Consider the following 22,118-nt stretch of genomic DNA (forward strand, 5'->3'; position numbering starts at 1 on the left):
TACCAAGAGGGGAGCAAAAATATTTAAACTGTTTGATCCAGCTTTCTGTTCAAGTACTTAGGTACCTCACCTGCTTTTTCTACCTCAACACCTGCTGGCGTGAAAGGATGAGAGTCATAGACAGTACCCAATAGATCCTTGGTAACATCGTTAAACCGATGAATTTATTGGTTGTGTTGTCGTTGGCATGTCCTATGTAGCCTATGCGATAACGCTTTTAGCAGCGGAGTAGTCAAAAAAAGCCCCACGACCGAAGGGGGCGTGGGGCTAAAAATTGGCTGGATGCGACCAACCAAAGGAGCGCTTTACATCACTTGCTGCTGGCGACCACCGTGTCCGGCTGCCAGCCGCCACCGAGGGCCTTGTAGATCGCGACAATCCCGCGATACAAGTCCACTTCGGCCTGGGCCTGGGAGTCTTCAGCGGCCAGACGCTCACGTTGCGCGTCAAGCAGCACCAGGAAATCCACCGTGCCTTCGCGGTAGCGGATCGCCGCAAGGTCGGCCGCCGCGCGACTTGATTCACTCTGACGGATCAGCGAGACCAGGCGCTGCTGGCGTTTGCCGTAATCACTGAAAGCATTTTCCGATTCTTCCAACGCCAGCAGCACTTGTTGCTCATAGGTTGCCAGGGCGCCATCGGCCTCGGCGTTCGCGCCGCGCAACCGCGCACGTACGCTGCCCAGGTCAAACGCCGCCCAGGTAATGCTTGGGCCAAGTGACCAGGCATTCGCCGCGGCCGACCCGATCTGCGAACCGCGCCCGGCCGTAAAGCCGAGGAAGCCGCTGAGGCTGACCCGTGGGAACAGGTCGGCCTTGGCCACGCCGATACGCGCGGTGGCGGCCGCCAGTTTGCGTTCGGCACTGAGGATGTCCGGGCGACGCTGCAGCAGTTGCCCCGGATCGCCGATGGGCAGCGCCTTGGCAATCGCCGGCAGGTCTTTGGGGCTCAGGTCCACAGTCAGCTTGTCGGGGCGCTGGCCGAGGAGGGTGGCGATGCGGTTGCGCTCGCGCACTTGCTCGGCCTGCAGTTGCGGCACGCTGGCTTCAACGGCGGCCAGGCGTGCGTCGGCACGCTCCACGTCGAGCTGATCACCCACGCCGGCATCGCGCAGGCTGACGGTAATGGTGCGCGATTCCTGCTGGTTCTTCAGGTTGTCCAGGGCGATGCGTTCACGCAATTGCGCACCGCGCAGTTGACCGTAGGCGTCCACCAGTTCGGCAATCATGGTGACTTGCAGTTGGTACAGGTCGGCTTCAGCAACTTGTTGGTCAGCATCGCTGGCTTCCAGGTTGCGGCGGATGCGCCCGAACAAGTCCACTTCCCAGGCCATGTCCAGGCCCAGGTCGTAGCGCTCGCTGTTGACGCGCTTGGTGGTCTGGCCCGGGATCTGGCCTTTGCCCACGTCGCTGCTGGCACGGCTGGTGACCACCGGCATGATGTCGTTGGCCGCGTCATCACGAATGGCGCGGGCCGCTCGCAGACGGGCAAAGGCGACGCGCAAGTCGCGGTTACCGCTCAACGACTGGGTCACCAGTTGGTCGAGGGTCGGGTCGTCGAACTGCTGCCACCAGATACCTTCGTACTTGGCGTGGTCATAACTTTTGGTGTCGGCGGCGGCCGTGATGTTGGCCGCCTCCAGCTTCTCGGTTTTGTAGTCCGGGCCCACGGCACAGGCGCTCAGCGCCAGCACCAGCAAGCTCGGTAGAAAGACTTTTACACTCATTGCTGTGTCTCCAGCTTCAAGGCCTTGGCCGCTTTGCGCGCGTCCTGGCGCTCCACATAGCGACGGATCAGTACGTAGAACACTGGCGTCAGCAACAGACCGAAGAAGGTCACGCCGATCATCCCGGAGAACACCGCCACACCCATGGCATGGCGCATCTCGGCACCAGCACCGCTGGACAACACCAGGGGCACCACGCCCATGATGAACGCGAACGAGGTCATCAGGATTGGCCGCAGACGCAAGCGGCAGGCTTCCAGTACCGCAGCCAGTGGGTCGAGCCCCTCGGCCTGTTTATCCTTGGCGAACTCGACGATCAGAATCGCGTTCTTACACGCCAGGCCCACCAGTACGATCAAGCCGATCTGGGTGAAGATGTTGTTGTCGCCGCCCGAGATGATTACCCCGGTAATGGCCGACAGCAGCGTCATCGGTACGATCAGGATCACCGCCAGTGGCAGGCTCCAGCTTTCGTATTGGGCGGCCAGTACCAGGAACGCCAGCAGTACGCAGAGCGGGAACACGAACAGCGCGGTGTTGCCCGAGAGGATTTGCTGATACGTCAGGTCAGTCCACTCGTAGGTCATGCCGTTGGGCAGTTCCTCTTTCAACAGTTTTTCAATCGCGGCCTGGGCCTGGCCGGAGCTGTAGCCCGGTGCGGCGTTGCCGTTGATTTCAGCGGTGATAAAGCCGTTGTAGTGCATCACGCGGTCCGGGCCCGAGGTGTCGCTGACCTTGATAAAGGTCGCCAGCGGGATCATCTCGCCCTTGTTGTTACGCACTTTCAGCTGGCCGATCTGGTCTTCATCCTGGCGGAACTGTTGCTCAGCCTGCACGTTGACCTGGTAGGTACGCCCGAAGCGGTTGAAGTCGTTGGCATACAGCGAACCCAGGTAGATCTGCAGGGTGTCGAAGATGTCGCTGACAGCCACGCCGTGGGTCTTGGCCTTTTCGCGGTCGATGGCGGCATCGACCTGCGGCACGTTGACCGTGTAGCTGGTGAACAGGCCGAACAACTCAGGCACGCCACGGCTTTTGGTGATGACGTTCTGCACTTCTTTGTACAGCTCGTCGTAACCCAGGTTGCCACGGTCCTCGATCTGCAGGCGGAACCCGCCAATCGTGCCCAGGCCCTGTACCGGCGGCGGCGGGAAGATCGCCATGTAGGCTTCTTCGATGCTGCTGTACTTGCCGTTCAGCGCACCGGCAATCGCGCCGGCCGACAGGCTCGGGTCTTTACGCTCATCGAACGGCTTCAAGGTCACGAACACGATGCCGTTGTTCGGGCTGTTGGTAAAACCGTTGATCGAAAGGCCAGGGAAGGCGATGGCGCTTTCCACGCCCGGCTGCTTCATGGCGATGTCCGACATGCGCTTGATCACATCTTCGGTGCGGTCCAGGCTCGCGGCGTCCGGCAATTGTGCGAAGGCCACCAGGTACTGCTTGTCCTGGGCCGGTACGAAACCGGTGGGCGTATGGGCGAAACCCAACCAGGTCAGCACCATCAGCCCGGCGTATAGGAACAGTGCGATACCGCTGCCGCGAATCACCCGGCGTACGGTGCCGACGTAACCATGGCTGGCTTTCTCGAAGAACCGGTTGAACGGACGGAACAACCAGCCGCCGAACACCTTGTCGAGTGCCTTGGAAAAACGGTCCTTGGGGGCGTTATGACCCTTGAGCAAGACGGCAGCCAGGGCCGGTGACAAGGTCAGCGAGTTGAACGCCGAGATCACCGTCGAAATCGCAATGGTCAAAGCGAACTGCTTGTAGAACTGCCCGGTCAAGCCGCTGATAAACGCCGCCGGGATGAACACCGCACACAGCACCAACGCGGTGGCGATGATCGGGCCGGTCACTTCGCTCATGGCTTTTTCGGTGGCCGGGAACGGTTCCAGTCCAAGCTCGATGTTCCGCTCGACGTTCTCCACCACCACGATGGCGTCGTCCACCACGATACCAATCGCTAACACCAGTCCAAACAGCGACAGCGCATTGAGCGAGAAGCCAAACAGGTGCATCACCGCAAAGGTACCGATCAACGAAACCGGCACTGCCACCAACGGAATGATCGACGCGCGCCAGGTCTGCAGGAACAGGATCACCACCAGCACCACGAGGATCAGTGCTTCGAACAAGGTGTGAACCACCGCCTCGATAGAGCCGCGCACGAAGACCGTCGGGTCATAGGCAATGCGGTAATCCATGCCTTCCGGGAAGCTCTGCTTGAGCTCCGCCATCTTGGCGCGCACTTCATTGGAGATGTCGATAGCGTTGGAGCCCGGGCGCTGGAAGATCGGGATCGCCACGGCCGGTTGGTTGTCGATCAACGAACGCAGGGCGTACTGGCTGGAACCCAGCTCAACCCGCGCGATGTCTTTCAAACGCGTGATTTCGCCGTTGGCACCGGCACGAATCACGATATTTTCGAACTCTTCCTCAGTGACCAGGCGGCCCTGGGTGTTGACCGACAGTTGGAAGCTGGTGTCATTGGGCGCAGGTTGCGCGCCCAATGCACCGGCCGCCACCTGGCGGTTCTGCTCGCGAATGGCCGTGACCACATCGGTGGCGGTCAGGTTGCGCGAGGCGGTCTTGTTCGGGTCCAGCCATACACGCAGCGAGTAGTCGCCCATGCCGAACAACTGCACGTCACCCACGCCGCCCAGCCGCGCCAACTCATCCTTGATATTCAGGATCGCGTAGTTGGACAGGTAGAGCATGTTGTAGCGCTGATCCGGGGAGGTGATGTGCACCACCATGGTCAGGTCGGGAGACGCCTTGTCTACGGTGATACCGATGCGCGTGACTTCCTCAGGCAGTTTTGGCTGAGTGCGTGTCACACGGTTCTGCACCTGCACCTGCGCGTTGTCCAGGTCGGTGCCCAGGGCGAAGGTGATGGTCAGGGTCAGTTTGCCGTCGGCGGTCGACTGCGAGGACATGTACAGCATGTTCTCGACGCCGGTGATGGCTTGCTCCAGCGGAGCGGCCACGGTTTCACCGATGACTTTAGGGTTGGCGCCCGGGAAGTTGGCGCGCACCACGACGGTCGGCGGTACCACTTCCGGGTATTCGCTGATCGGCAGCTGGAACAGCGAGATCGCGCCGGCGATCAGGATCAACAGCGACAGCACCGCTGCGAAGATCGGCCGCGAAATGAAGAACTTGGAAAAATTCATCTTGAGTTGTATCCCTTAACCGCGTGGAGTCGCGACGCTGGCAACTTTTGGCGCGGCTTTATCCGGCGCCACTTGCTCCAGGTTGCTGGCTTCAAGCGCTTGTCGTTGTTGTGCCAAGGCGGCGAGGGTTTCCTTGCTGGCCATCGGGATCGTTTCAGGTTGCACAGGCGAGCCCGGACGAATGCGCTGCAGGCCCTTCACGACGATGGTGTCGTCCTTGTTCAAACCGCTGCGTACGATGCGCAGGCCTTCGATCTTCGGCCCCAGTTCCACCGAGCGATACGCCGGCTTGTCGCCGTCCATCACCAGCACGAATTTCTTGCCAAGGTCAGTGCCGACGGCTTCGTCGTTGATCAGCACGGCGGAGTAAGTGCCGCTGCCGACCAGCTTCAAACGTGCATACAGGCCCGGGGTGTATTCGCCCTTGCTGTTATCGAATACGGCGCGACCACGGATGGTGCCGGTGGCCGGGTTGACCTGGTTGTCGACGAAGTTCATCTGGCCCAGGTGCGGGTTGCCGGTTTCGTTGGACAGGCCCAGGTACACCGGAGTGGTTGCACCGCGACGACCTTCGCGCGCCAGCTGGGTGTATTTGAGGTACACGCGCTCATCGGCGTCGAAGTAGGCGTAGACCTTGTCGGTGGAGACCACGCTGGTCAGCGCGGTGACGTCGGCGGTCACCAGGTTGCCGGCGGTGATTTCGGCACGGCTGACACGCCCGCTGATAGGTGCGGTCACGCGGGTAAAGCTCAGGTTCAACTTGGCCAGGTCCAGCTGCGCCTGAATCCCGGCCACTGCGGCGCGGGATTCCTGGGCGGCGGTGGTGCGCGAGTCGGCCAATTCGGCGGAGATCGCATTGCTCTGACGCAGGCGGTCGCCACGTTGCGCTTCGTTATCGCTACGGGTGGCGGCAGCTTTGGTTTGGGCAAGCTGGGCTTCGAGGCGGCGCACTTCAGCCTGGAACGGCCGCGGGTCGATCTGGAACAGCAAGTCGCCCTTTTTCACCAGGGCGCCTTCGGTGAAGGCCACCTGGTCGATCTGGCCGGACACGCGCGGACGAATCTGCACGGTTTCCGGGGCTTCCAGGCGACCGGTGAATTCGTCCCACTCGTTGACCGGTTGTTCGAGCACCTTGGCCACACTGACTTTCGCAGGAGGCATGGCGGCCGCTTGTTCTGGGGTCTTGCCGCATGCGCTCATCACCACCACGGCCAAAATCGCCAAGGGGAAGCGCAAATGTTTGAGTGACTGTTCCATGAAGTGCATCCGCCAATGTATTTGAGATGGGCGGATCATGCGCGGCGAGGTGCTATGTCACGAATCGAATGAAGCAAAGGTAACTATCATTCGGAATGATATAAGCGCGAGATTAGCCCTCTAGGATGCGGGTTTCGTTAGGAAGCTATCAATAGGAGTGATGACAAAAGACTGTTGCGCGGGCTGCAAGGAACGCCCGCGCGGTTTTTCAGTCCAGCAGGCGGCTGACTTCGCGCAAACGCACCTCGCTCAGGTTGCCGGTGGAGGCCAGCAGGTTCAATTGGGCCAGCAAGATGCTGTAGCGCTGCTGGGCCAGACGCTGCTGGGTGTCGGTGACTTTCTGCTGCGCATCCAGCACGTCGGTGTTGATGCGTGAGCCGGCTTCAAAGCCGTGGGTGACCGACGCCAGGTTAACCTGGCTGGACTTGAGCGCCTGCTTGAGCGCCTGGTATTGGCTCATGCCGCTGGTGACTTGCAGGTACGCCTGGCGCGCCATCAACCCGGCGTTGCGGCGCGCGTCTTCGACCTCATCCAGGGCCTTGCTTTGCAGCGCATGGGCTTCGCGCACGCGGCTGCTGGTGCGGCCACCGCCGTAAAGCGGCACGCTCAACTTAACCCCGACCACGGTCTGGTTATAGCGGTTTTCCGGCAGCGTGACGTCGTACACATCGCCGCCCACCGAGGCAAAGCGGCCGTGGGCGGCGATCAGGTCGAGGGTCGGCAAGTGGCCGGCCTGTTCCTTGTCGATGTCCATTTCGGCCAGGCGCTGGGTGATCTGCGCGCGCTGCACGGCGAGGTTGCCTTGTTGCGCGGTAGTTGCCCATTCGCCGATGGCCGCAGGCACCGGGGCGCTGAATGGCGGCTCCTTGCCCGACCACGGCCGCGCCTGGGCGGCGGTCAACTGGGTGAGCGTTTCGGTGGCGATGTCCAGCGCGCCGCGTGCGGCAATCTGCTCGGCGAAGGCCTGGTCGTACTTGGCCTGCACCTGTTCGAGCGCATTGGCGGTAGCGGCGCCGTCGGCCAGTAAACGCCGTGTGCGGTCCTGGCTCTCCTGCAAGGTTTGCAGTTGTTGTGTGCGGGTGTTCAACAGCTCCTGGTTGAGCAACACATCAAAATAGGCGCGGGCCACGCGCAGCATCAGGTCCTGACGCGCCTGTTCGGTCTGCACTTCGCTGGCGCTGATCAGCAATTTGCTTTGGTCGTGGGCGATCACGTTCTGCCAGCGCAACAGCGGCTGAGTGAGCACCACGGCGTAGGCATTGGTGTTGTTGCGGTTGCGGTGGTAATCGTTGGAATCCTCGGCATCGACCCAGGCGGCGCCGCCCGTGACGGACAGGTCCGGCAGCAGGTTGGCGCGGCTTTGCGGCTCTTTTTCCGCCGTGGCCAGTTGCTGGGCCTGCGCGGCGGCGAACTTCATGTCGTGGCTCAGCGCTTTTTGATACAGCTGGTACAAGTCCTCTGCCGACGCGGAGGCCGGGCAGCCGGCGAGGGCAAGCCCGCCCAGGCAGGTGAGCAGGGTGAGGTGTTTTAGATGCAGCCCTGGAATACGCAAGGGTAGGTGCTCCACAAAAAAATTATCGGCTGAGGGTGCTTCTGCGCATCATCAGCACCATGGGAATGCCGATGGCCATAACGGCGCCCAAGGTGCCGAACAGCATGCTGAAGGCCAGCATTTGCGCTTGTTCACGCGCTTGCAGGTAAGGCATCAGGGCCAGGGCTTGTTGATGGCTGGCAAGGTTGAGCGAAAGGAACAGCGGGTTGGATTCCACGCCGCCCCAGCCGTTGGCGATCAGGCTGGACTCGGTCACGTGCTCGGAGAGCAGGCGATAGCGCTCCCACGAAAACCGCGTGAGCAGCGTTGCAGCGATGGCGATGCCGACGCTGCCGCCCAGTTGGCGCATCAGGTTCAATACGCCCGAGGCGCCGGAGATCAACGTCAGCGGCAGGCGGCGCATGGCCAGGTTGGTCAGCGGCACGAAGATCATGCCCAGGCCCAGCCCGCGGATCACCAGCGGCCAGTACAGCGTGTCCGGGTTGCTGTCGAGGGTGAACTGGGTGTGCAGGAACATCGCGTAGCAGTACATGACGATGCCCAAGGTCACGAACACGCGTTCGTCGATCTTGTTTTCCTGGGACAGCTTGCCGATCACCAAGGTACTGATGGCGCTGGCCACCGCCCCGGGGAAAATCACCAGCCCGCTCTGGTACGCGCTTTGCGCCAGCAACGTCTGCAGAAACAGCGGCACCATAAACAAGGTGCTGTACAACCCGAAGCCCACGCAAAATGCGCAGATGCAGCCCATCAGGAACTCGCGGTTCTGAAACAGCGCGACGTTGACGATCGGGTTGACCGCGCGCCGTTCCCACCAGAAAAACCCCACCAGGCTGAAGCTGCTGAGCAACAGGCAGGCCACCGTCCAGTTGGATTCCAGCCAGTCCCAATGCTCGCCGCGCTCGAGCAGGATCTGCAAACTGCCGACCCCCAGCGCCAACAGGCAGAAGCCGCTGTAGTCGACACTGCTGGGTTTTTGCTCGTTGGCCGAATCGCCGATACACAGCCAGCACAGCAACAGGGCCACGGCGCCGATGGGCACGTTGATCAGGAAGATCCAGTGCCATGACAAGGTGTCGATCAGGTAACCACCGACCGTCGGCCCAAGGGTCGGCCCCATCATTACGCCGACGCCGTACAGCGCCATGCCGCTGCTGACCTTTTCCTTGGGGAACACGTCGTAGATGATCGCCTGGGAAATCCCCAGCAAGCCGCCGCCCGCCAACCCCTGCAGCACGCGAAATGCCACCAGTTGCCACAGCTCAGCGGAGAACGCGCAGCCCACCGACGCCAGCACAAACACGGCGGTGGAGACCAGGTAATACCGGCGCCGCCCGAACCAGGCAGACAACCAGCCGCTGACCGGCAGAATCACCACGTTGGCCACCACGTAGCCGGTGGAGACCCACGAGATTTCATCGACCGACGCCCCATAGGTGCCCATCAGGCTGGGAATCGCGACGTTGACGATGGTGACGTCCAGCAACTCCATCATCGACACCAGCGTCACGGTGAACGCAATCAGGTACGGCGACCTCATAGCGTTTGGCTGGCGTTGTGTGGCGTGGCGACTTCGACGAAGGCGCTCATGCCGGGGCTCAACAAGCCCTTGTAGTCATCCGGCACGTCTTTGAGCGCAATCCGCACCTGGACGCGCTGCACCACCTTGGTGAAGTTGCCCGTGGCGTTTTCCTGGGGCAGCAGGGAGAACTTCGCCCCGGTCGCCGGTGCCAGGCTTTCGACCACGCCGTCGAAGGCGTGGCCGGGAAACGCGTCCACCGTGACCTTGGCGTGTTGGCCGACGCGCACGCGGCCAACTTGGGTTTCCTTGAAGTTGGCGGTGATCCACAGCGGGTCGGTGGCAATCAGGCTCAAGAGCTTCTGGCCGGCGACCACGAACTGGCCGGGTTCGACCTCTTTTTTCGAGACAATACTGCGCACCGGCGCGGTCTGGCGGGCGTCATGCAACTTGATGCGGGCTTGCTCGAGTTCGGCTTGCGCCGCCGCGATCCGATAGTCCTGCACCTTGAGCTCGGCCTTGTTGGCCAGCGTGCTTTGCGCGGCGGCCTGGGCATTGCTGCGGGCCGCTTCCTGGGCATGGCTCAACGCGTCGAAACGCGCTTTGGCCAGTTCCAGGTCCTGAGTGCTCAGCACACCCTGGGCGCCCAGGCGCCGGGCGCGCTGGTAGTCGTTGCGCGCCTGCTCCAGGTTGGCGCTGGACTGTGCCAGCGCCGCTTGTGCGGCCTGGCGCATGGCAACTGCGCCGAGAATCTGGCTGTCCAGCGCACCCGGGCTGCCGCTGCGTCCGGCAGCGGCGAGCAAGGCTTGCCACTGTGCTTCGCGCTGCTGCACCTGGTATTGATATTCGCTGTCGCGTATCTGAAACAGCAGGTCACCGCTTTGCACGGTGACGTTATCCATCACCGGCACGCTCATCACCACGCCCGACAGCTTGGCCCGCACCGGGATGATCACGCCGTCGAGTTCCGCGTTGTCGGTACTCACGTAGGCGCTGGAATACTGCCAGCGCTGCCAGCCGAGCAGCAGCAACCCACCCACCACGGCGACGCACAGTGTCATTTTTATAAGCTTGCCTTTGGTCATGTCCTACTCCCTGTGTTCATGCGAGGCTCAGACGCTGTGTTCAACCTGACGCACAGGGCGGTCCGTGGCGCGTTGCGCTTTTTCCTGGAGGAAGTGATGCACGCCATCCCACAGGTCGATGCGCGAGTTGATCGCGGTCTTGGCGCTTTCGATCATGTGCTGGTGTTGCGCGGGCGTGGTGACGATTTCAGCGATGATGCGCTTGGCCGCCGGGCCGTGATCGTCGCCGTCCATTTCGATGTGGCGCTTGAGGTAATACGTGAGCATCGGCACCTCGGTTTCACTCACCGACCATTGCGACAGCAGGCGGCCGAACATGTCGGGGATGATGTCTTCTCGGCCAAAGAAGAAGTACGCCAGCACCGCTTCGGTCGAGCCGTGCTGCGCGACATCGAGGGTCTGGCACATGAACACTTTGGCTGCCAGCGGAATGTCGCGGTCGCTGAGCGCCTTGGCCAGCGGCACCTGGGCCTGGATCGCAGCGAGGAAACGCCGGAACACCGAACTGTCGGCACCGATTTCATCCATGGCCGTGAGGTACAGGTCCAGGTGGCTGATAAAGCCGCCGTCCGGGTGTTCGTCGGTTTCTTCGCCCACCACGATTTCATTGATCAAGCGCGCGGCGGTGATGTGCACCGGCGGCACCCACGGCAACTCGACGCAGGTGAGGTCGCGCTGGATGCGCTTGAGCAAGGTCATGAAATCCCACACGGCGAACACATGGAATTCCATCAGCGTGCGCACGTCTTCAACCGTGCGGATAGTGGCGAACAGCGGGTGGCTGAATAACTGCTCGCGTTCGGTTTCGATGTGGCTGTCGATATCAAAAGGCATACATGCTCCTGCAGCCTGAGTCTTCAGGCGGGAAAATCCATTCGGAATGTTTGGGTGAGTGTTCAGTCGTTTACCGTGTCTCCACGGTAGGGGTGGCGGCTGGTGGCGTACTTGAAGGACGCGACGAAGTGCTTTTCCAACAAGTACTGCCGGTCTGTGTACCAGCCCGCGTCCAGCAGTTGGCGGTGCACTTTTGGCAGTCGCCAGCACGGCACCGCAGGATAAAAGTGATGCTCCAGGTGAAAGTTCGCGCCGGCGTGCAGCCAGGTGCACAGCCGCGAGGTGCGCGAGCGCGCAGGCGGTGGTTCATCGCCTTCGCTGAACGCATGTTCCTGATAGGCATTGAAGGCCGACACCAGAAACGCCACCGCCAGGCTCCCGCAAAACCCCAGCAGCAACCCGTCGATCTGCCACAGCGCCACGGCGTACACGCACAACCAGCCCACTTGGCAGGCGATGTTGCAGCGCGCCAGCCGTTGCACCTGCGCCGCGCTCAAGGGCAGCGGCGAAGGGCTGCTCAGTGGGCCGAACGCCAGGCGCACGGTGGCGTGCAGGTAGTTCGAGGTTGCGAGCAAACGCGACAGCGCGATGCGGCTTGCCAGCGTGCGATAGCGCGAAAAGTGCCGGTAGTCCGGGTCTTTTGCGCTGTTGCTGTAGCGATGATGTTGCCAATGGTCGACGAAGTAACCGGTCACGCAAAACCCCGGCAGCAGCGAACTGGTAAGAATGCCCAGGTAGCAGCTGTGCATCGGGTTACCGCTCAGGTTGAAGTGGAAGCCTTCATGCCCAAGGATCGCTTGCAGAAACAATCCGTACCCGGCCACGACCAGCAAGGGCGAACACAGCAGCACCCACACGGTGGGCGCCGTGTTTGCCACCCACACAAACAGGGCAAGGGGCAGCAGGTACAGGCACACCGCGTAAGCGATGATCAGCAGCGACTCGCCCGTGCGCGCCTTGAACAAAGCGCGGTCGAGACGGACCTGGGGCTTGGGGTGCAGTTGTCTGGCCATTGGCGAGGCGTTACTCGATCAGTTCAGGTTTGAGCGCCAGGTGCCCGCCGCGTGTGAGCGTGCGCAGGCGCATGGCGATAAAGGCGTCGACCACACTTGGCGCGATGCGCGCGGTGTACATGGCCAGCGTGCCCATGAAGGTCAGCCCGCGATTGCGCAAACCGTTTGTGCGGCAGGCGCGCACCAGGCCGTCAGAGGCTGCGTCGAGTTTTTCTTCCAGAGACAGCAGGGTCTTGTCACCCCGCTTGAAGGTCACCAGGCGCTTGACCGACAGCCCCACCCGCTGGGCCGGCAAGTGAATCGCCGTGTCGATGAACCCCGGGTACACCGTGACCACATCCAGCTGCCCGCGATACTGCATGCGCAGCACGTCCGAATAGGCGCTCAACGCGCGTTTGCTGGCGGCGTACGCGGCCACATAAGGCGCATTCACCAGGGCGAACAGCGAGGATACGTTGACCACTTTGCCGCGTTTGCGCAGCAGCCCCGGCAAGAACCCGGCCACCAACTGCCACGGTGCGAACAGGTTGACATCCACTGCGCGGATGACTTCGTCGGTGACGCCGGTTTCACCGCGTTCCAGGGTCAGCGTGCCGGCGTTATTGACCAGAATGTCGATGTCGCCGAAATCGGTGGAGATGGCGCCGATCACCGACGCCAGCGCGCTGCGGTCGCACAGGTCGACCTGATAAAACCCGTCCAGTAGTTCCGGCTCCTGCGGCGCCAGAATGTCCAGGCCAATCACCGTGGCGCCTTGTTGCTTGAGTTTGCGGGCGGCGGCTTGGCCCAGGCCACGCGCGCAGCCGCTGATGACGATGATTTTTCCGAGCAGGTTCATGGGTGCGCTCCGGCGATGCTGAAGGTTGAGTGGGACAAATAGGTGTCGAGGTTGCTCGCCATCGAGATCTTCGCCGGCGGGTGAAATTGCAGACCGCGGCAGGCCATCAAGCCATTCGAACTCTGGTTGCTGGTGATAAATGCCATGCCGCCGAGCATCGCGTGGGCCTGGTCCGACAGCTCGGTCAGCAGCTGCTCGATGCCATAACGCACCAGCAGTAGACGGGCCAGCACGTTCGGCAGGTCCTGGGGGTTGCGCTCGATATCCAGCGCCGCGCCTTCCAGCGCGCTGATTGCCAATTGCAGGTTGGCCGCCAGGTCCACGCGGTGATGCGCGGTCCAGCGTCCTGCGTCGGTCACCGTCTCGATCAGGCCGGCGCAGGCACCCACGTAGGACGCGCAAATCAACAGTTCGAACCAGATGAAACCGACGGTTTGCACGTCGCCCAGCAGGTGCTTGTAGCCGGCGGAAAACAGCATGCGTTCGGGCACCAGCACTTCATTGAGGCGTACCTCGATGCTTTCGGCAGCGGCCAGCGCGTTGTTCTGCCAGAACGGCGCGCGGCTGATGCCTGGCGCGTTGGCGGGAATCAACGCCACCATCAGCTCTTCGCCCTGTGGGGTCTGGCGGGTATAGCTGGCGGTGAGCAAGTCCATCGACCGGCCGAGGCAGCAGGGCTTTTTGCTGCCACTGAGCAACACGCCCTCGGGGGTGTGCACGGCCTGCATGTTCGAGTCGAGGATGCCCGCGCCCGAGTTGCCCTCGGCAAACCCCGAGGACAGCAACAAACGGTTCTGTGCAACGGCCGCCAGCAACAGGCCTTCGGCGCCGCCCCCGTTTTGGGTGAGCGCCAACAGGCTCGCCACCGAAAACTGGTGCATGGTGCTGGCCACCGCCAGCGAGGGCGAACGCGCGCCTAGGGCGATCTGCACATGCACGGCATCGAGGATGCCTGCACCCAGCCCACCGGCGGCGCGGTTGACCAGCAGCCCGACCGGACCGTGTTGCTTGAACAGGGCAATAACGCTGCTCTCGGGCGCTTCGCGTTCGGCGACGGCGAGGACGGCCAGGCGCGCGTCAAATTCCGGGGCGTAGCGGTCAAGCAAGGCGCGCGAGCGGTTTAACAATGACAGTGACATGGCTCAGGCCTTCAGGTAGCTCGCCGGGAACAGGCCGGTGATGATCGAGTGGATGTTTTCGCGAATGGCCTTCTGCGCGACGGGGTCGAGCATGTCGGCGAGCATCGGCAGGCCCAGGTCAAAGCGCGAGGTGAAGGTGATAATCGCGTCCTTGCCATCGGGCAGGACTTGCCAGGTGCCCGAGAAGTGATCGACATCGCCGGCCATTTGCTCAAAGTGAATCTCGCGGGTCTGGGCGTTGAACGTGTCGCGCTCCTGCCACTTGAGAATGCCGCTGTGGAAGTTGACCTCCCAAGAGGTGAACGACACGTCGTCGCTGACCTTGTTGATGGTGATATTGCGCACCGAGTCGCACAGCTCGACGTAGTGGCTGAAGTCGCTGATCACGGCGAAGACTTCATCAGCGCAGGCATGGGGGATATGTGCCTGGACATTGACTTCTTGCATGGGGTAACTCCAAAGATCAAAGGGGTGAGACAGAGGTGGTGAGCGCCTGGGCGAATCCCTCGATCAACCAGTTGCAGTCCTGGGCAGTGAGCAACGGCGACGGTGTAAGCCGCACGACACGGTGGTCATTGAGCGAGTGGCACACGATGATGTGCTGCTCGATCAGGGCCATGACCATGTTCGCGGCGATCGAGGCGTCGCTGAACTCAAAGCCCAGCAGCAAGCCGGCACTGCGCAACGTGACGCGCTCGGCCAGGCCCATGCGCTGCAACAGCGCGCTGAAACGTGCGTGCAGGTCCTGGCCCAGCAGCCGTGCCCGCGCCACCAGGTCCTCTTGCACCATCACCTGCAGCGTGGCCTGCACGGCCGCCATGGCCAGCGGGTTGGCGCCAAAGGTCGAGGTGTGCACCGTGGGGTTGCGGTTGAACGGCGCATAAATGGACGCGCTGGCGACCATGGCGCTGACCGGCACGCAGCCGCCGGACAGGCTTTTGCCGACCAGCATGATGTCGGGCACCACCTGTTCCTGGTCGCACGCCCACCAATGGCCGGTACGGCCCAGCCCGGACTGGATTTCGTCGATGATCAGCACGGCGCCGTACTGGTCACACAGCTCGCGTACCCGCGTCAGGTAACCCGGTGGCGGCAGGATCACGCCGGCTTCGGCCTGGATCGGCTCGAGAATCACGCAGGCTTTTTCCGGCGAGGCGAGCAGTTGCTGTTCCAGCGCGGCGCTGTCGCCGAACGGCACGAATGCGCTTTCGCTGAGCAGGCCACTGAACGGTTCGCGGTAGCTTTCACGGCCGGTGACGGCCAGCGCGCCGAGGGTCTTGCCGTGGAAACCGCCGAGCGTCGACAGCGTGCGACGGCAGCCGTTAAGCCGGGCGAGTTTCAGGCCGGCTTCGGTGGCTTCGGCGCCCGAATTGCAAAAGAACACATAGTCCAGGTTGCCCGGGCAACGCGCTGCCAGCGCTTGCGCGGCCAAGGCTTGTTGCGGGTTGAGCAACAGCTTGCTGGCCAGCGCGTTTTGCTGCAGTTGGCGGGTCACGGCATCCACGACAACCGGATGGCCGTGGCCGAGGAAAAACACCCCATAGCCGCCGGCATCCAGGTACTGACGGCCTTGGCTGTCATAGATGTAGACGCCCTGGCTTGAGTGTTCGATCGGCAGGTTCATCAAGGACGCGAGGCGTGCGTAGCCCGAGTTCACATGCTGGCGAAAATACTGGTCAATCTGTGCGGCGGCGTCGGCGGCGGGTTCCAGTTCTGTCAGGTGCAAGTTCATGCCACGGATGCCTCTGCGACAGGTGGAACCGGCTGTTTGAGCATCCGCGTCAAGGCGCCGAGCTTGGGGGCCAAGTGATTGAGTGACAGCAACAATTCGCGGCTGACGTTGCGTGCACCGAAGGCCGGCTCACCGAGCAACTCGGGCAACGAAGTGGGCAGCGGCGTGCGCAGGCAGGCATAGCGGCACAGCTGGTTGGCGCGGCCCAGTGCCGCCTGGACGGCACCGGTCAGTGCCGGCAGAAACACCGGCCGGATCAGGCGCTCATAGATGTCCGGCGCCATGCAGCGAGGCCGTGTGAACGGTTGCGCCTGGGCTTGCATGGACTCGCACATCAGGTCCAGCAGACCGGTGAGGTCCAGCGCCTGTGGGCCGCTGGTGAGGAAGTAGTCCGCGCCGATCAGGCGCCGGTGCAAGGCGTTGGCAATTGCCTGCGCCGCCACGTCGCGGGCAATCAGGTCGATGTAGCCGGCAGGCGGGCAGGGCACGATAGGCAGCACGCCGGACATCATCAGCCCCATGGTCATGTGAAAACCCTGGAAGTTGGGCATGTGCCCGGTGTCGGAATTGCCGATGATGATTGACGGGCGAAAAATCGACACGTCGATACCGGAAGAACGCACCAGCGTCTCGGCCTGGCGCTTGGCGACTTCGTACGGCGTCTCGGCCTGCACGCCTTCGTAGTAGTCACATGGGTGGGTGAAGGCGGTGCTGATGTGGTAGAGCGGCACCTTGGCTTGCTGCACAAAGCGCACGACGTTCTCGGTACCCAGGTAATTGACCGAAAAGATCTGGTCGATGTCGCCATCCATGCGGGTAACCGCTGCGGCGTGAATGACCCAGTCGACGCGCTGCAGCAGCGCTTCATAATCCTCGGCAGCCAGCCCCAGCCGGGGGCGGCAGATATCACCGCTGAGCACTTGCACCTGCGGGTGGCGGATGCGGCTTTTGCGCGCCAGGCAGACCAGGTTGAAATCCTCTGCCAGGCAGTCGATCAGTGACTCGCCGAGTACGCCCGAGCCTCCTGTGAGAAGGACGGTTAATTTTTGCTGTTCTGACATGTAGGACGCTTCCTGCGGACTCATCGAAAGAATTAACGGTGCGTTCCGCCGAATCCCAGGCACACGTGCCCCTGGCGAACACTCTTGTATCCACTTTCGGTGGCGCTGACGTGCGTTGGGGGGAAGGCTGTCAGCGCTTAACGTTTTCGCGAATAAGATGCGATCGATATTGGCCTTTTGATATCACCGCGTCTTGAACGAAACGCTTGTCTTGCGCAAAACCTTGGCCGCCGTGAGCGGGGTCATGCCGATCATGCGGCGCATCATGCGCGCCAGGTGCGCCTGGTCGGAGAACCCGCCATCGGCGGCGGCGTCCGACAAGCTGGCGCCGCCGGCCAGGGATTTGGAGGCGCGCTCGAGTTTGTTCCAGATGATCCATTGGGACAGGGAAACGCCCATCTGGTGCGTCGCCACACACCGCAGGCGCGGGCTGGACAGGCCGACCGCATTGGCGGCGCGGCTGACGGAACCGGGACCGTCGCGGTCCAGGCGCAGGATGTTCAAGGCTTTATAGAGGCGTTGGTCGATGGGCGGCGTAATCGCCAGCAAACGCGCGAGCGCGTCGACAAACTGGGGCAGGGACGTGGTACCGCGAAAGCACTCCAGCAGTTCGTCACTGGCCAGGGCGATGCCATTGTCTTGCAGCAATGCGTTGAGTGCACGGCCCAGTGGCGTGTCCGGATTGACGTACACAAATGCCACCGGATGACTGTCGGCCACGGCGCGGTGTTCGACGTTGGGGCCGATGATCACCCCGGCCGCGCGGATCAACTGGCCGGGCAGCTCCAGGGTGACCGGTTGGTGCACGCCGATGCACAGCTGAATGGCGACATGGGAATGGGCAGAGTTCTGATCCGCGCGACCGATGTAACCGGCCCATGAATCGCCAAAAGTAACGCTGCCGTCCCACATGTAAGGTCTTCCTGACTCGAAGGGTGAGTTTTCCGTGTGCAGGGTAGGCCTGCACAGGTCTTGATTCAAGCACCGGGCGCGCAGTCAGCGTTGCAGCGCCGCCCGCATGCCGGCCAGTTTGATGCAGGTTTCGTCGTATTCGCAGGCAGGGTCGGAGTGCTCCACGATCCCGCACCCCGCAAACAGGCGAGCCTGGTTGCCCTTCAACAGGGCGCTGCGCAGGCCGACGATGAATTCGCCATTGCCATGTGCGTCCAGCCAACCCAGCGGCGCCGCGTACCAGCCACGATCAAAGCCCTCGAATTGGCGGATATGCTCCAGCGCCTGTTGGCGTTCATGGCCACCGACCGCGGGTGTCGGGTGCAGGAGCGCAACCATGTCCAGCAAACTGCGCCGCGGGTGCAGCGGCCCTTCGATCAGCGTGGCCAGGTGTTGCACGCGGCTGAGGCGCTTGATATGCGGCGCGGGCGGAACCTGCAGCGGGGCCACCCACGGCGCGAGGTCGCGCTGGATGATCTGCACCACCACCGCGTGTTCGTGCTGGTTCTTTTCGCAGGCGAGCAGCGCGTGCGCCAGTTGCGTGTCGTGCTCAGGGTTGGGGTCGCGGCTGGTGCCCGCCAGCGCCAGGGTTTGCAGGTGGCCATTGTGCAGCTTGACCAGGCGCTCGGGAGACGCGCCGATGAAGCACGCCTGGTGTCGGCGAAAGGCAAACAAATAAGCGCCGGGGTCATTGCTGGCGAGGGTCGCCAGGGTGCGGCCGGCATTGATAGGCCGGGAAAACTCACTGAGCACTTCCCGCGCCAGCACCACCTTTTGCAATGGGGTGTCGCGCAATACGTCGAGGGCGTGGGCGATTTTGCTTTCCCAGCACGCGCGCGGCAGGCACTGGTCACGGGTGTGGTGGGGCGCCGCCGTGGGGCGTGGGCCGGACGCGTAGCGGTCCATCAGCGCGTTCCATTGATTCAACACGTGCTCGCAGCAGCGCTGCGCCACATCGTCAGCCGCCACCCGTTGTTGGCACAGCAGCCAGCAGGCATCGCCGTCGCGCACCAGCAACAGCGTCATCAACAGCAGCGAAGCATCGCCAAAGCCCTGCCACGCAGGGCTGGCCTTGACCTGATGATCAAACCGAAAGCCGCCGCACACCGTCGGCGCCAATGGGCCGTGGACCACGGCGCCTTCGAGCCAGTCCCGCCATTGCGCATCCACCGTGGCAAAACGTTGAGCACCGGCGCCGATGAGTTCAGCCGCCACGCCCCAGCCGAACAGACTTTTGTCATCTTCCGGCGCGCGCCAGAACAGGCACTCGGCGTGCGGCTCGTCGACACGTTCGAACAGCGCCAGCAGGTCCAGCGCGGTGATGTTCAGCGCGTAACTGGCCAGCACGGGTTTGCCGTGTTCGATAGCACGCTGGCGAGCGCATTCGAACACTTCGGTCAGGCCGGCGGCATGGCCCTCCAGCTGCGTAAAGGCGCTCATGCCGGTGTTCTCGTTGCGCGCCAATGCAGCACTTGCTGGCCGATGTACCAGTGGATGATCTGGGCGAACAGGGTTTCCATGAAGTGCGGATCCAGCCCGGCTTGCTCGGCCCATTCGCGGCGTTGCGGGAGCATCTGGGCCACGCGTTCAGGCGCGGCAATGCTGCTTTCGCTCGGTTTGAAACGTGCAGCGGCTTTGACGTAAGCCATGCGTTGACGCATGAGTTCGATGATCTGGTGGTCCAGTGAATCGATGGCGTGACGGATGTCCGGCAGGCCATCACAGGCGTCGGGTGTTTTCATCAACAGGTTTCCTTCAGGGCGGGCGATAGGGTCAGCAGCGTCGCGGCGATAGCGTCGATGAGTGCCTGGCGTTGCTCGATCAGGTAAAAGTGGCCGCCGGGCCAGCGCTGCAGGTGCAGTGGCTGGTGACTGGCGGCTTGCCAGGCATGGGCTTCATCCAGCTCGATTTCCGGGTCTTGCTCGGGATAGAACACCGTGATGCGGCTGTTGAGCGGCTGCGGTTGCGCGCAGGTATAGGTTTCAACCACGCGGTAGTCACTGCGCAGGCCCGGCAGGAACAGTTCGCACAGGGCCGGGTCGTCGAGCAATGGGTTGGGCCGCTCGGACAAGCGCCGCACGTCGTCGAGCAACGCCGCATCCGGCCCCAGGTGCAGGTGCCCGCCGCGCTGGCGGTGTGGCGCCGGATGGGCGGACACGAACAGGTGGTCGATAGCGATTGCGCGTTGCTCCAGGCGTGCGGCCACTTCATACGCCACCACCGCGCCCAGGCTGTGACCGAACAACGCCAGTGGCCGGTCGGCGTAACCCTGCAAGGCATGGGCGGCGCCGTCGGCCAGGCGCTGCATGTCAGTCAGGCACGGCTCGCTGAAACGGTCTTCGCGGCCCGGGTACTGGATGGCCAACAGGTCGATGTCGGCGGGCAGGGCGTTGACCCAGTCACGAAAGAAACTCGCACTGCCCCCGGCATGCGCAAAACATACCAGGCGCCAGCGCGGCATGGGTGTCAGGCGGTAGGCGCGGACCCAGCGGCTCACGACGCGGCGCTCTGCAACCAGGCCTGGCGCAGGCGTTCGCGCAGGTCCTTGCGGCTGACTTTGCCCACGCCGGTGTGCGGGAACTGCGCGATGAATTCGATGCGGTCCGGCACCTTGAACGCGGCCAGGCCCTGGCCACGCAAGTGCTGCTTGAGCGCAAACGCCGACGGCGCCGGGTCGCGTGCGACGATAAACGCACAGGTGGATTCGCCCAGCACCGCATCCGGCATCGCCACCAGCGCAGCGTCGTGCACCTGCGGATGACTGATCAGCAAGTTTTCGACTTCTTCGGCGGCGACCTTTTCGCCGCCACGGTTGATCTGGTCCTTGTCGCGACCTTCAACCACCAGATAACCGTCGGCGGTGCGCCGGACCCGATCACCGCTGCAATAGAAACCGTCGGCGGTAAACGCCTTGGCATTGTGCTCGGGCAGGCGGTAATAGCCACGAATGGTGTATGGCCCGCGCACCTGCAGCTCGCCGACCTCGCCGTCGGGCACCGCTTGGCCGTGTTCATCGACAATGCGAATTTCATCATCGGCGCTCAGCGGGCGGCCCTGGGTATGCAGCAGGTGATCGGGGTGATCGTCCAGGCGGGTAAAACACAGCAAGCCCTCGGCCATGCCCAGCACTTGTTGCAAGGTGCAGCCCAGGGTCGGCGTGACACGTGCCGCTGCGCTGCCGAGCAGCTTCGCGCCGCCGACCTGCAGCAGGCGCAGGCTCGACAGGTCGGCCTGGCGCTGGGCCTGGGCGTCCAGCCATAACATCGCCAGTGGCGGCACCAGCGCGGTGACGGTGACGCGTTGCTCGCTGATCAGTGCGAAGCAGCTTTCGGGGTCGCAGCGACGCGTACACACCACGCGCCCACCGGCCAGCAGGGTGCCGATGACGCCCGGGCAACACAGCGTGAAGTTGTGCGCCATGGGCAGCGCGGTGAGGTACACCGTGTGCGCGTCCAGGCCGCACACCTCGCTGCTGGCGCGCACGTTATAGAGGTATTCGGCGTGGCGGCGCGGGATCAGCTTGGGCGTGCCGGTGGTGCCGCCCGACAGCTGGAAACACGCCACGGCGTCAGGTTGACCGGCGTCCTGCTCCAGCGGCTCGTGGTGATACAGCTCACTCAAGGCGATGAATGCCTGCGCGTCACCGTCGATCACCACGTGGCGCAGATGCATGCTCTGGGCGGCCAACTGGCGCGCCATTTCACGGCAGTCGAAGCCGTCCAGTTCGGCGCAGCCGATGTAGGCCGTGGCCTGGGCAAACCTGCAAAAACCGCCGATCTCGTGCTGACGATGGGCGGGCAGGGCGAGGATCGGCCGGGCGCCGAGGCGGAACAGCGCGAAGCACACTTCGATAAACGCGCTGCCGTTGGGCAAGTGCACCACCACGTTATCGCCTGCCGCCACCCCCAGCGCACGCAATCCGCCGGCCAGGCGCCGGCAACGGTCCGCCAGGCTGCGGTAGTTCAGATGCAACGGGCCGTCGGTGATGGCAATCGCCGATGGGGTGCGTGCAGCCACCGTCTCCAGTGCCTGGGCGAAGGTCTGGTCTTGCCAGTAACCGGCCTGCCGGTAGCGTTCGGCGAACGCGGCGGGCCAGTCTGGCGCATCGTCAACGGTGTCTGAATCGCGTGCGCAGGTGTGCAATGACATGGAATCCCCTATTTGTAGAAATAATTGGCTACAAGTGTCCAAATGAGATCTATTATCATTGTCTTTCGCCGACAGCTTCTCAACGC

At 63.0% G+C, this 22,118-nt stretch carries 18 protein-coding genes; all 18 read right to left on the reverse strand.

The annotated features are described in order from the left end of the window. Positions 1-310 precede the first annotated feature (310 nt). The 18 genes from AB5I78_RS13760 to AB5I78_RS13845 all read right to left on the reverse strand — a co-directional run bounded on the left by AB5I78_RS13760 (position 311) and on the right by AB5I78_RS13845 (position 22,032). The gene (locus AB5I78_RS13760; protein WP_369302249.1) at positions 311-1,726 is read right to left on the reverse strand and encodes an efflux transporter outer membrane subunit; all 1,416 of its coding nucleotides are present in this window, start codon (positions 1,724-1,726) and stop codon (positions 311-313) included. After that, positions 1,723-4,902, reverse strand: coding sequence for an efflux RND transporter permease subunit (locus AB5I78_RS13765; RefSeq protein ID WP_145160482.1), 3,180 nt, complete (start codon positions 4,900-4,902; stop codon positions 1,723-1,725). Before AB5I78_RS13765 ends, AB5I78_RS13760 begins: the two co-directional genes overlap by 4 nt. A 15-nt stretch (positions 4,903-4,917) precedes the next feature. Beyond that, positions 4,918-6,159: a multidrug efflux RND transporter periplasmic adaptor subunit MexE gene (gene mexE, locus AB5I78_RS13770; RefSeq protein WP_369302248.1), complete on the reverse strand. Its 1,242-nt coding sequence runs from the start codon at positions 6,157-6,159 to the stop codon at positions 4,918-4,920. 208 nt (positions 6,160-6,367) lie between these two features. Next, the gene (locus AB5I78_RS13775) at positions 6,368-7,711 is read right to left on the reverse strand and encodes a TolC family outer membrane protein (RefSeq protein WP_369302247.1); all 1,344 of its coding nucleotides are present in this window, start codon (positions 7,709-7,711) and stop codon (positions 6,368-6,370) included. A 22-nt stretch (positions 7,712-7,733) separates the two neighbouring features. Next, positions 7,734-9,251 (reverse strand): DHA2 family efflux MFS transporter permease subunit, encoded by a 1,518-nt coding sequence (locus tag AB5I78_RS13780; protein WP_145160487.1) that lies wholly within the window; start codon positions 9,249-9,251, stop codon positions 7,734-7,736. Next, a complete protein-coding gene (locus tag AB5I78_RS13785; protein WP_145160489.1) occupies positions 9,248-10,315 on the reverse strand; it encodes an HlyD family secretion protein in 1,068 nt (355 codons plus the stop codon). The genes AB5I78_RS13780 and AB5I78_RS13785 overlap by 4 nt, the downstream gene beginning before the upstream one ends. Before the next feature lie 27 nt (positions 10,316-10,342). Further along, on the reverse strand, positions 10,343-11,149 hold the full coding sequence (locus AB5I78_RS13790) for a DUF3050 domain-containing protein (RefSeq protein WP_242196963.1): 807 nt from the start codon (positions 11,147-11,149) through the stop codon (positions 10,343-10,345). Positions 11,150-11,211: 62 nt separating this feature from the next. Continuing rightward, complete coding sequence (locus tag AB5I78_RS13795; RefSeq protein ID WP_369302246.1) at positions 11,212-12,162, reverse strand: fatty acid desaturase; 951 nt, start codon at positions 12,160-12,162, stop codon at positions 11,212-11,214. 10 nt (positions 12,163-12,172) lie between these two features. Next, positions 12,173-13,000, reverse strand: coding sequence for an SDR family NAD(P)-dependent oxidoreductase (locus AB5I78_RS13800; protein WP_369302245.1), 828 nt, complete (start codon positions 12,998-13,000; stop codon positions 12,173-12,175). Beyond that, positions 12,997-14,139 carry an acyl-CoA dehydrogenase gene (locus tag AB5I78_RS13805; RefSeq protein WP_369302244.1) on the reverse strand — a complete coding sequence of 381 codons (1,143 nt, stop codon included), beginning with the start codon at positions 14,137-14,139 and terminating at the stop codon, positions 12,997-12,999. The genes AB5I78_RS13800 and AB5I78_RS13805 overlap by 4 nt, the downstream gene beginning before the upstream one ends. 3 nt (positions 14,140-14,142) lie before the next feature. Continuing rightward, positions 14,143-14,586 (reverse strand): type II toxin-antitoxin system RatA family toxin, encoded by a 444-nt coding sequence (locus tag AB5I78_RS13810; RefSeq protein ID WP_145160499.1) that lies wholly within the window; start codon positions 14,584-14,586, stop codon positions 14,143-14,145. Between the two features lie 16 nt (positions 14,587-14,602). Next, the gene (locus AB5I78_RS13815; protein WP_369302243.1) at positions 14,603-15,871 is read right to left on the reverse strand and encodes an aspartate aminotransferase family protein; all 1,269 of its coding nucleotides are present in this window, start codon (positions 15,869-15,871) and stop codon (positions 14,603-14,605) included. Further along, positions 15,868-16,932, reverse strand: coding sequence for an SDR family oxidoreductase (locus tag AB5I78_RS13820; protein ID WP_369302242.1), 1,065 nt, complete (start codon positions 16,930-16,932; stop codon positions 15,868-15,870). The genes AB5I78_RS13815 and AB5I78_RS13820 overlap by 4 nt, the downstream gene beginning before the upstream one ends. Before the next feature lie 183 nt (positions 16,933-17,115). After that, positions 17,116-17,844, reverse strand: a complete 729-nt coding sequence (locus AB5I78_RS13825) for an AraC family transcriptional regulator (RefSeq protein WP_242196949.1) — start codon at positions 17,842-17,844, stop codon at positions 17,116-17,118. 84 nt (positions 17,845-17,928) lie between these two features. Continuing rightward, positions 17,929-19,323 (reverse strand): isochorismate synthase, encoded by a 1,395-nt coding sequence (locus tag AB5I78_RS13830; protein ID WP_369302241.1) that lies wholly within the window; start codon positions 19,321-19,323, stop codon positions 17,929-17,931. Beyond that, entirely contained in the window at positions 19,320-19,625 is a 306-nt protein-coding gene (locus AB5I78_RS13835; protein WP_145160509.1) for an isochorismate lyase, read from the reverse strand. The genes AB5I78_RS13830 and AB5I78_RS13835 overlap by 4 nt, the downstream gene beginning before the upstream one ends. Next, positions 19,625-20,380 carry a thioesterase II family protein gene (locus AB5I78_RS13840; protein WP_369302240.1) on the reverse strand — a complete coding sequence of 252 codons (756 nt, stop codon included), beginning with the start codon at positions 20,378-20,380 and terminating at the stop codon, positions 19,625-19,627. The genes AB5I78_RS13835 and AB5I78_RS13840 overlap by 1 nt, the downstream gene beginning before the upstream one ends. Beyond that, a complete protein-coding gene (locus AB5I78_RS13845; RefSeq protein ID WP_369302239.1) occupies positions 20,377-22,032 on the reverse strand; it encodes a (2,3-dihydroxybenzoyl)adenylate synthase in 1,656 nt (551 codons plus the stop codon). Before AB5I78_RS13845 ends, AB5I78_RS13840 begins: the two co-directional genes overlap by 4 nt. Between the last annotated feature and the right edge of the window lie 86 nt (positions 22,033-22,118).

Origin of the sequence: Pseudomonas sp. N2-3-1-14, from assembly GCF_041228395.1 — a bacterium.
Classification (GTDB): Bacteria; Pseudomonadota; Gammaproteobacteria; order Pseudomonadales; family Pseudomonadaceae; genus Aquipseudomonas.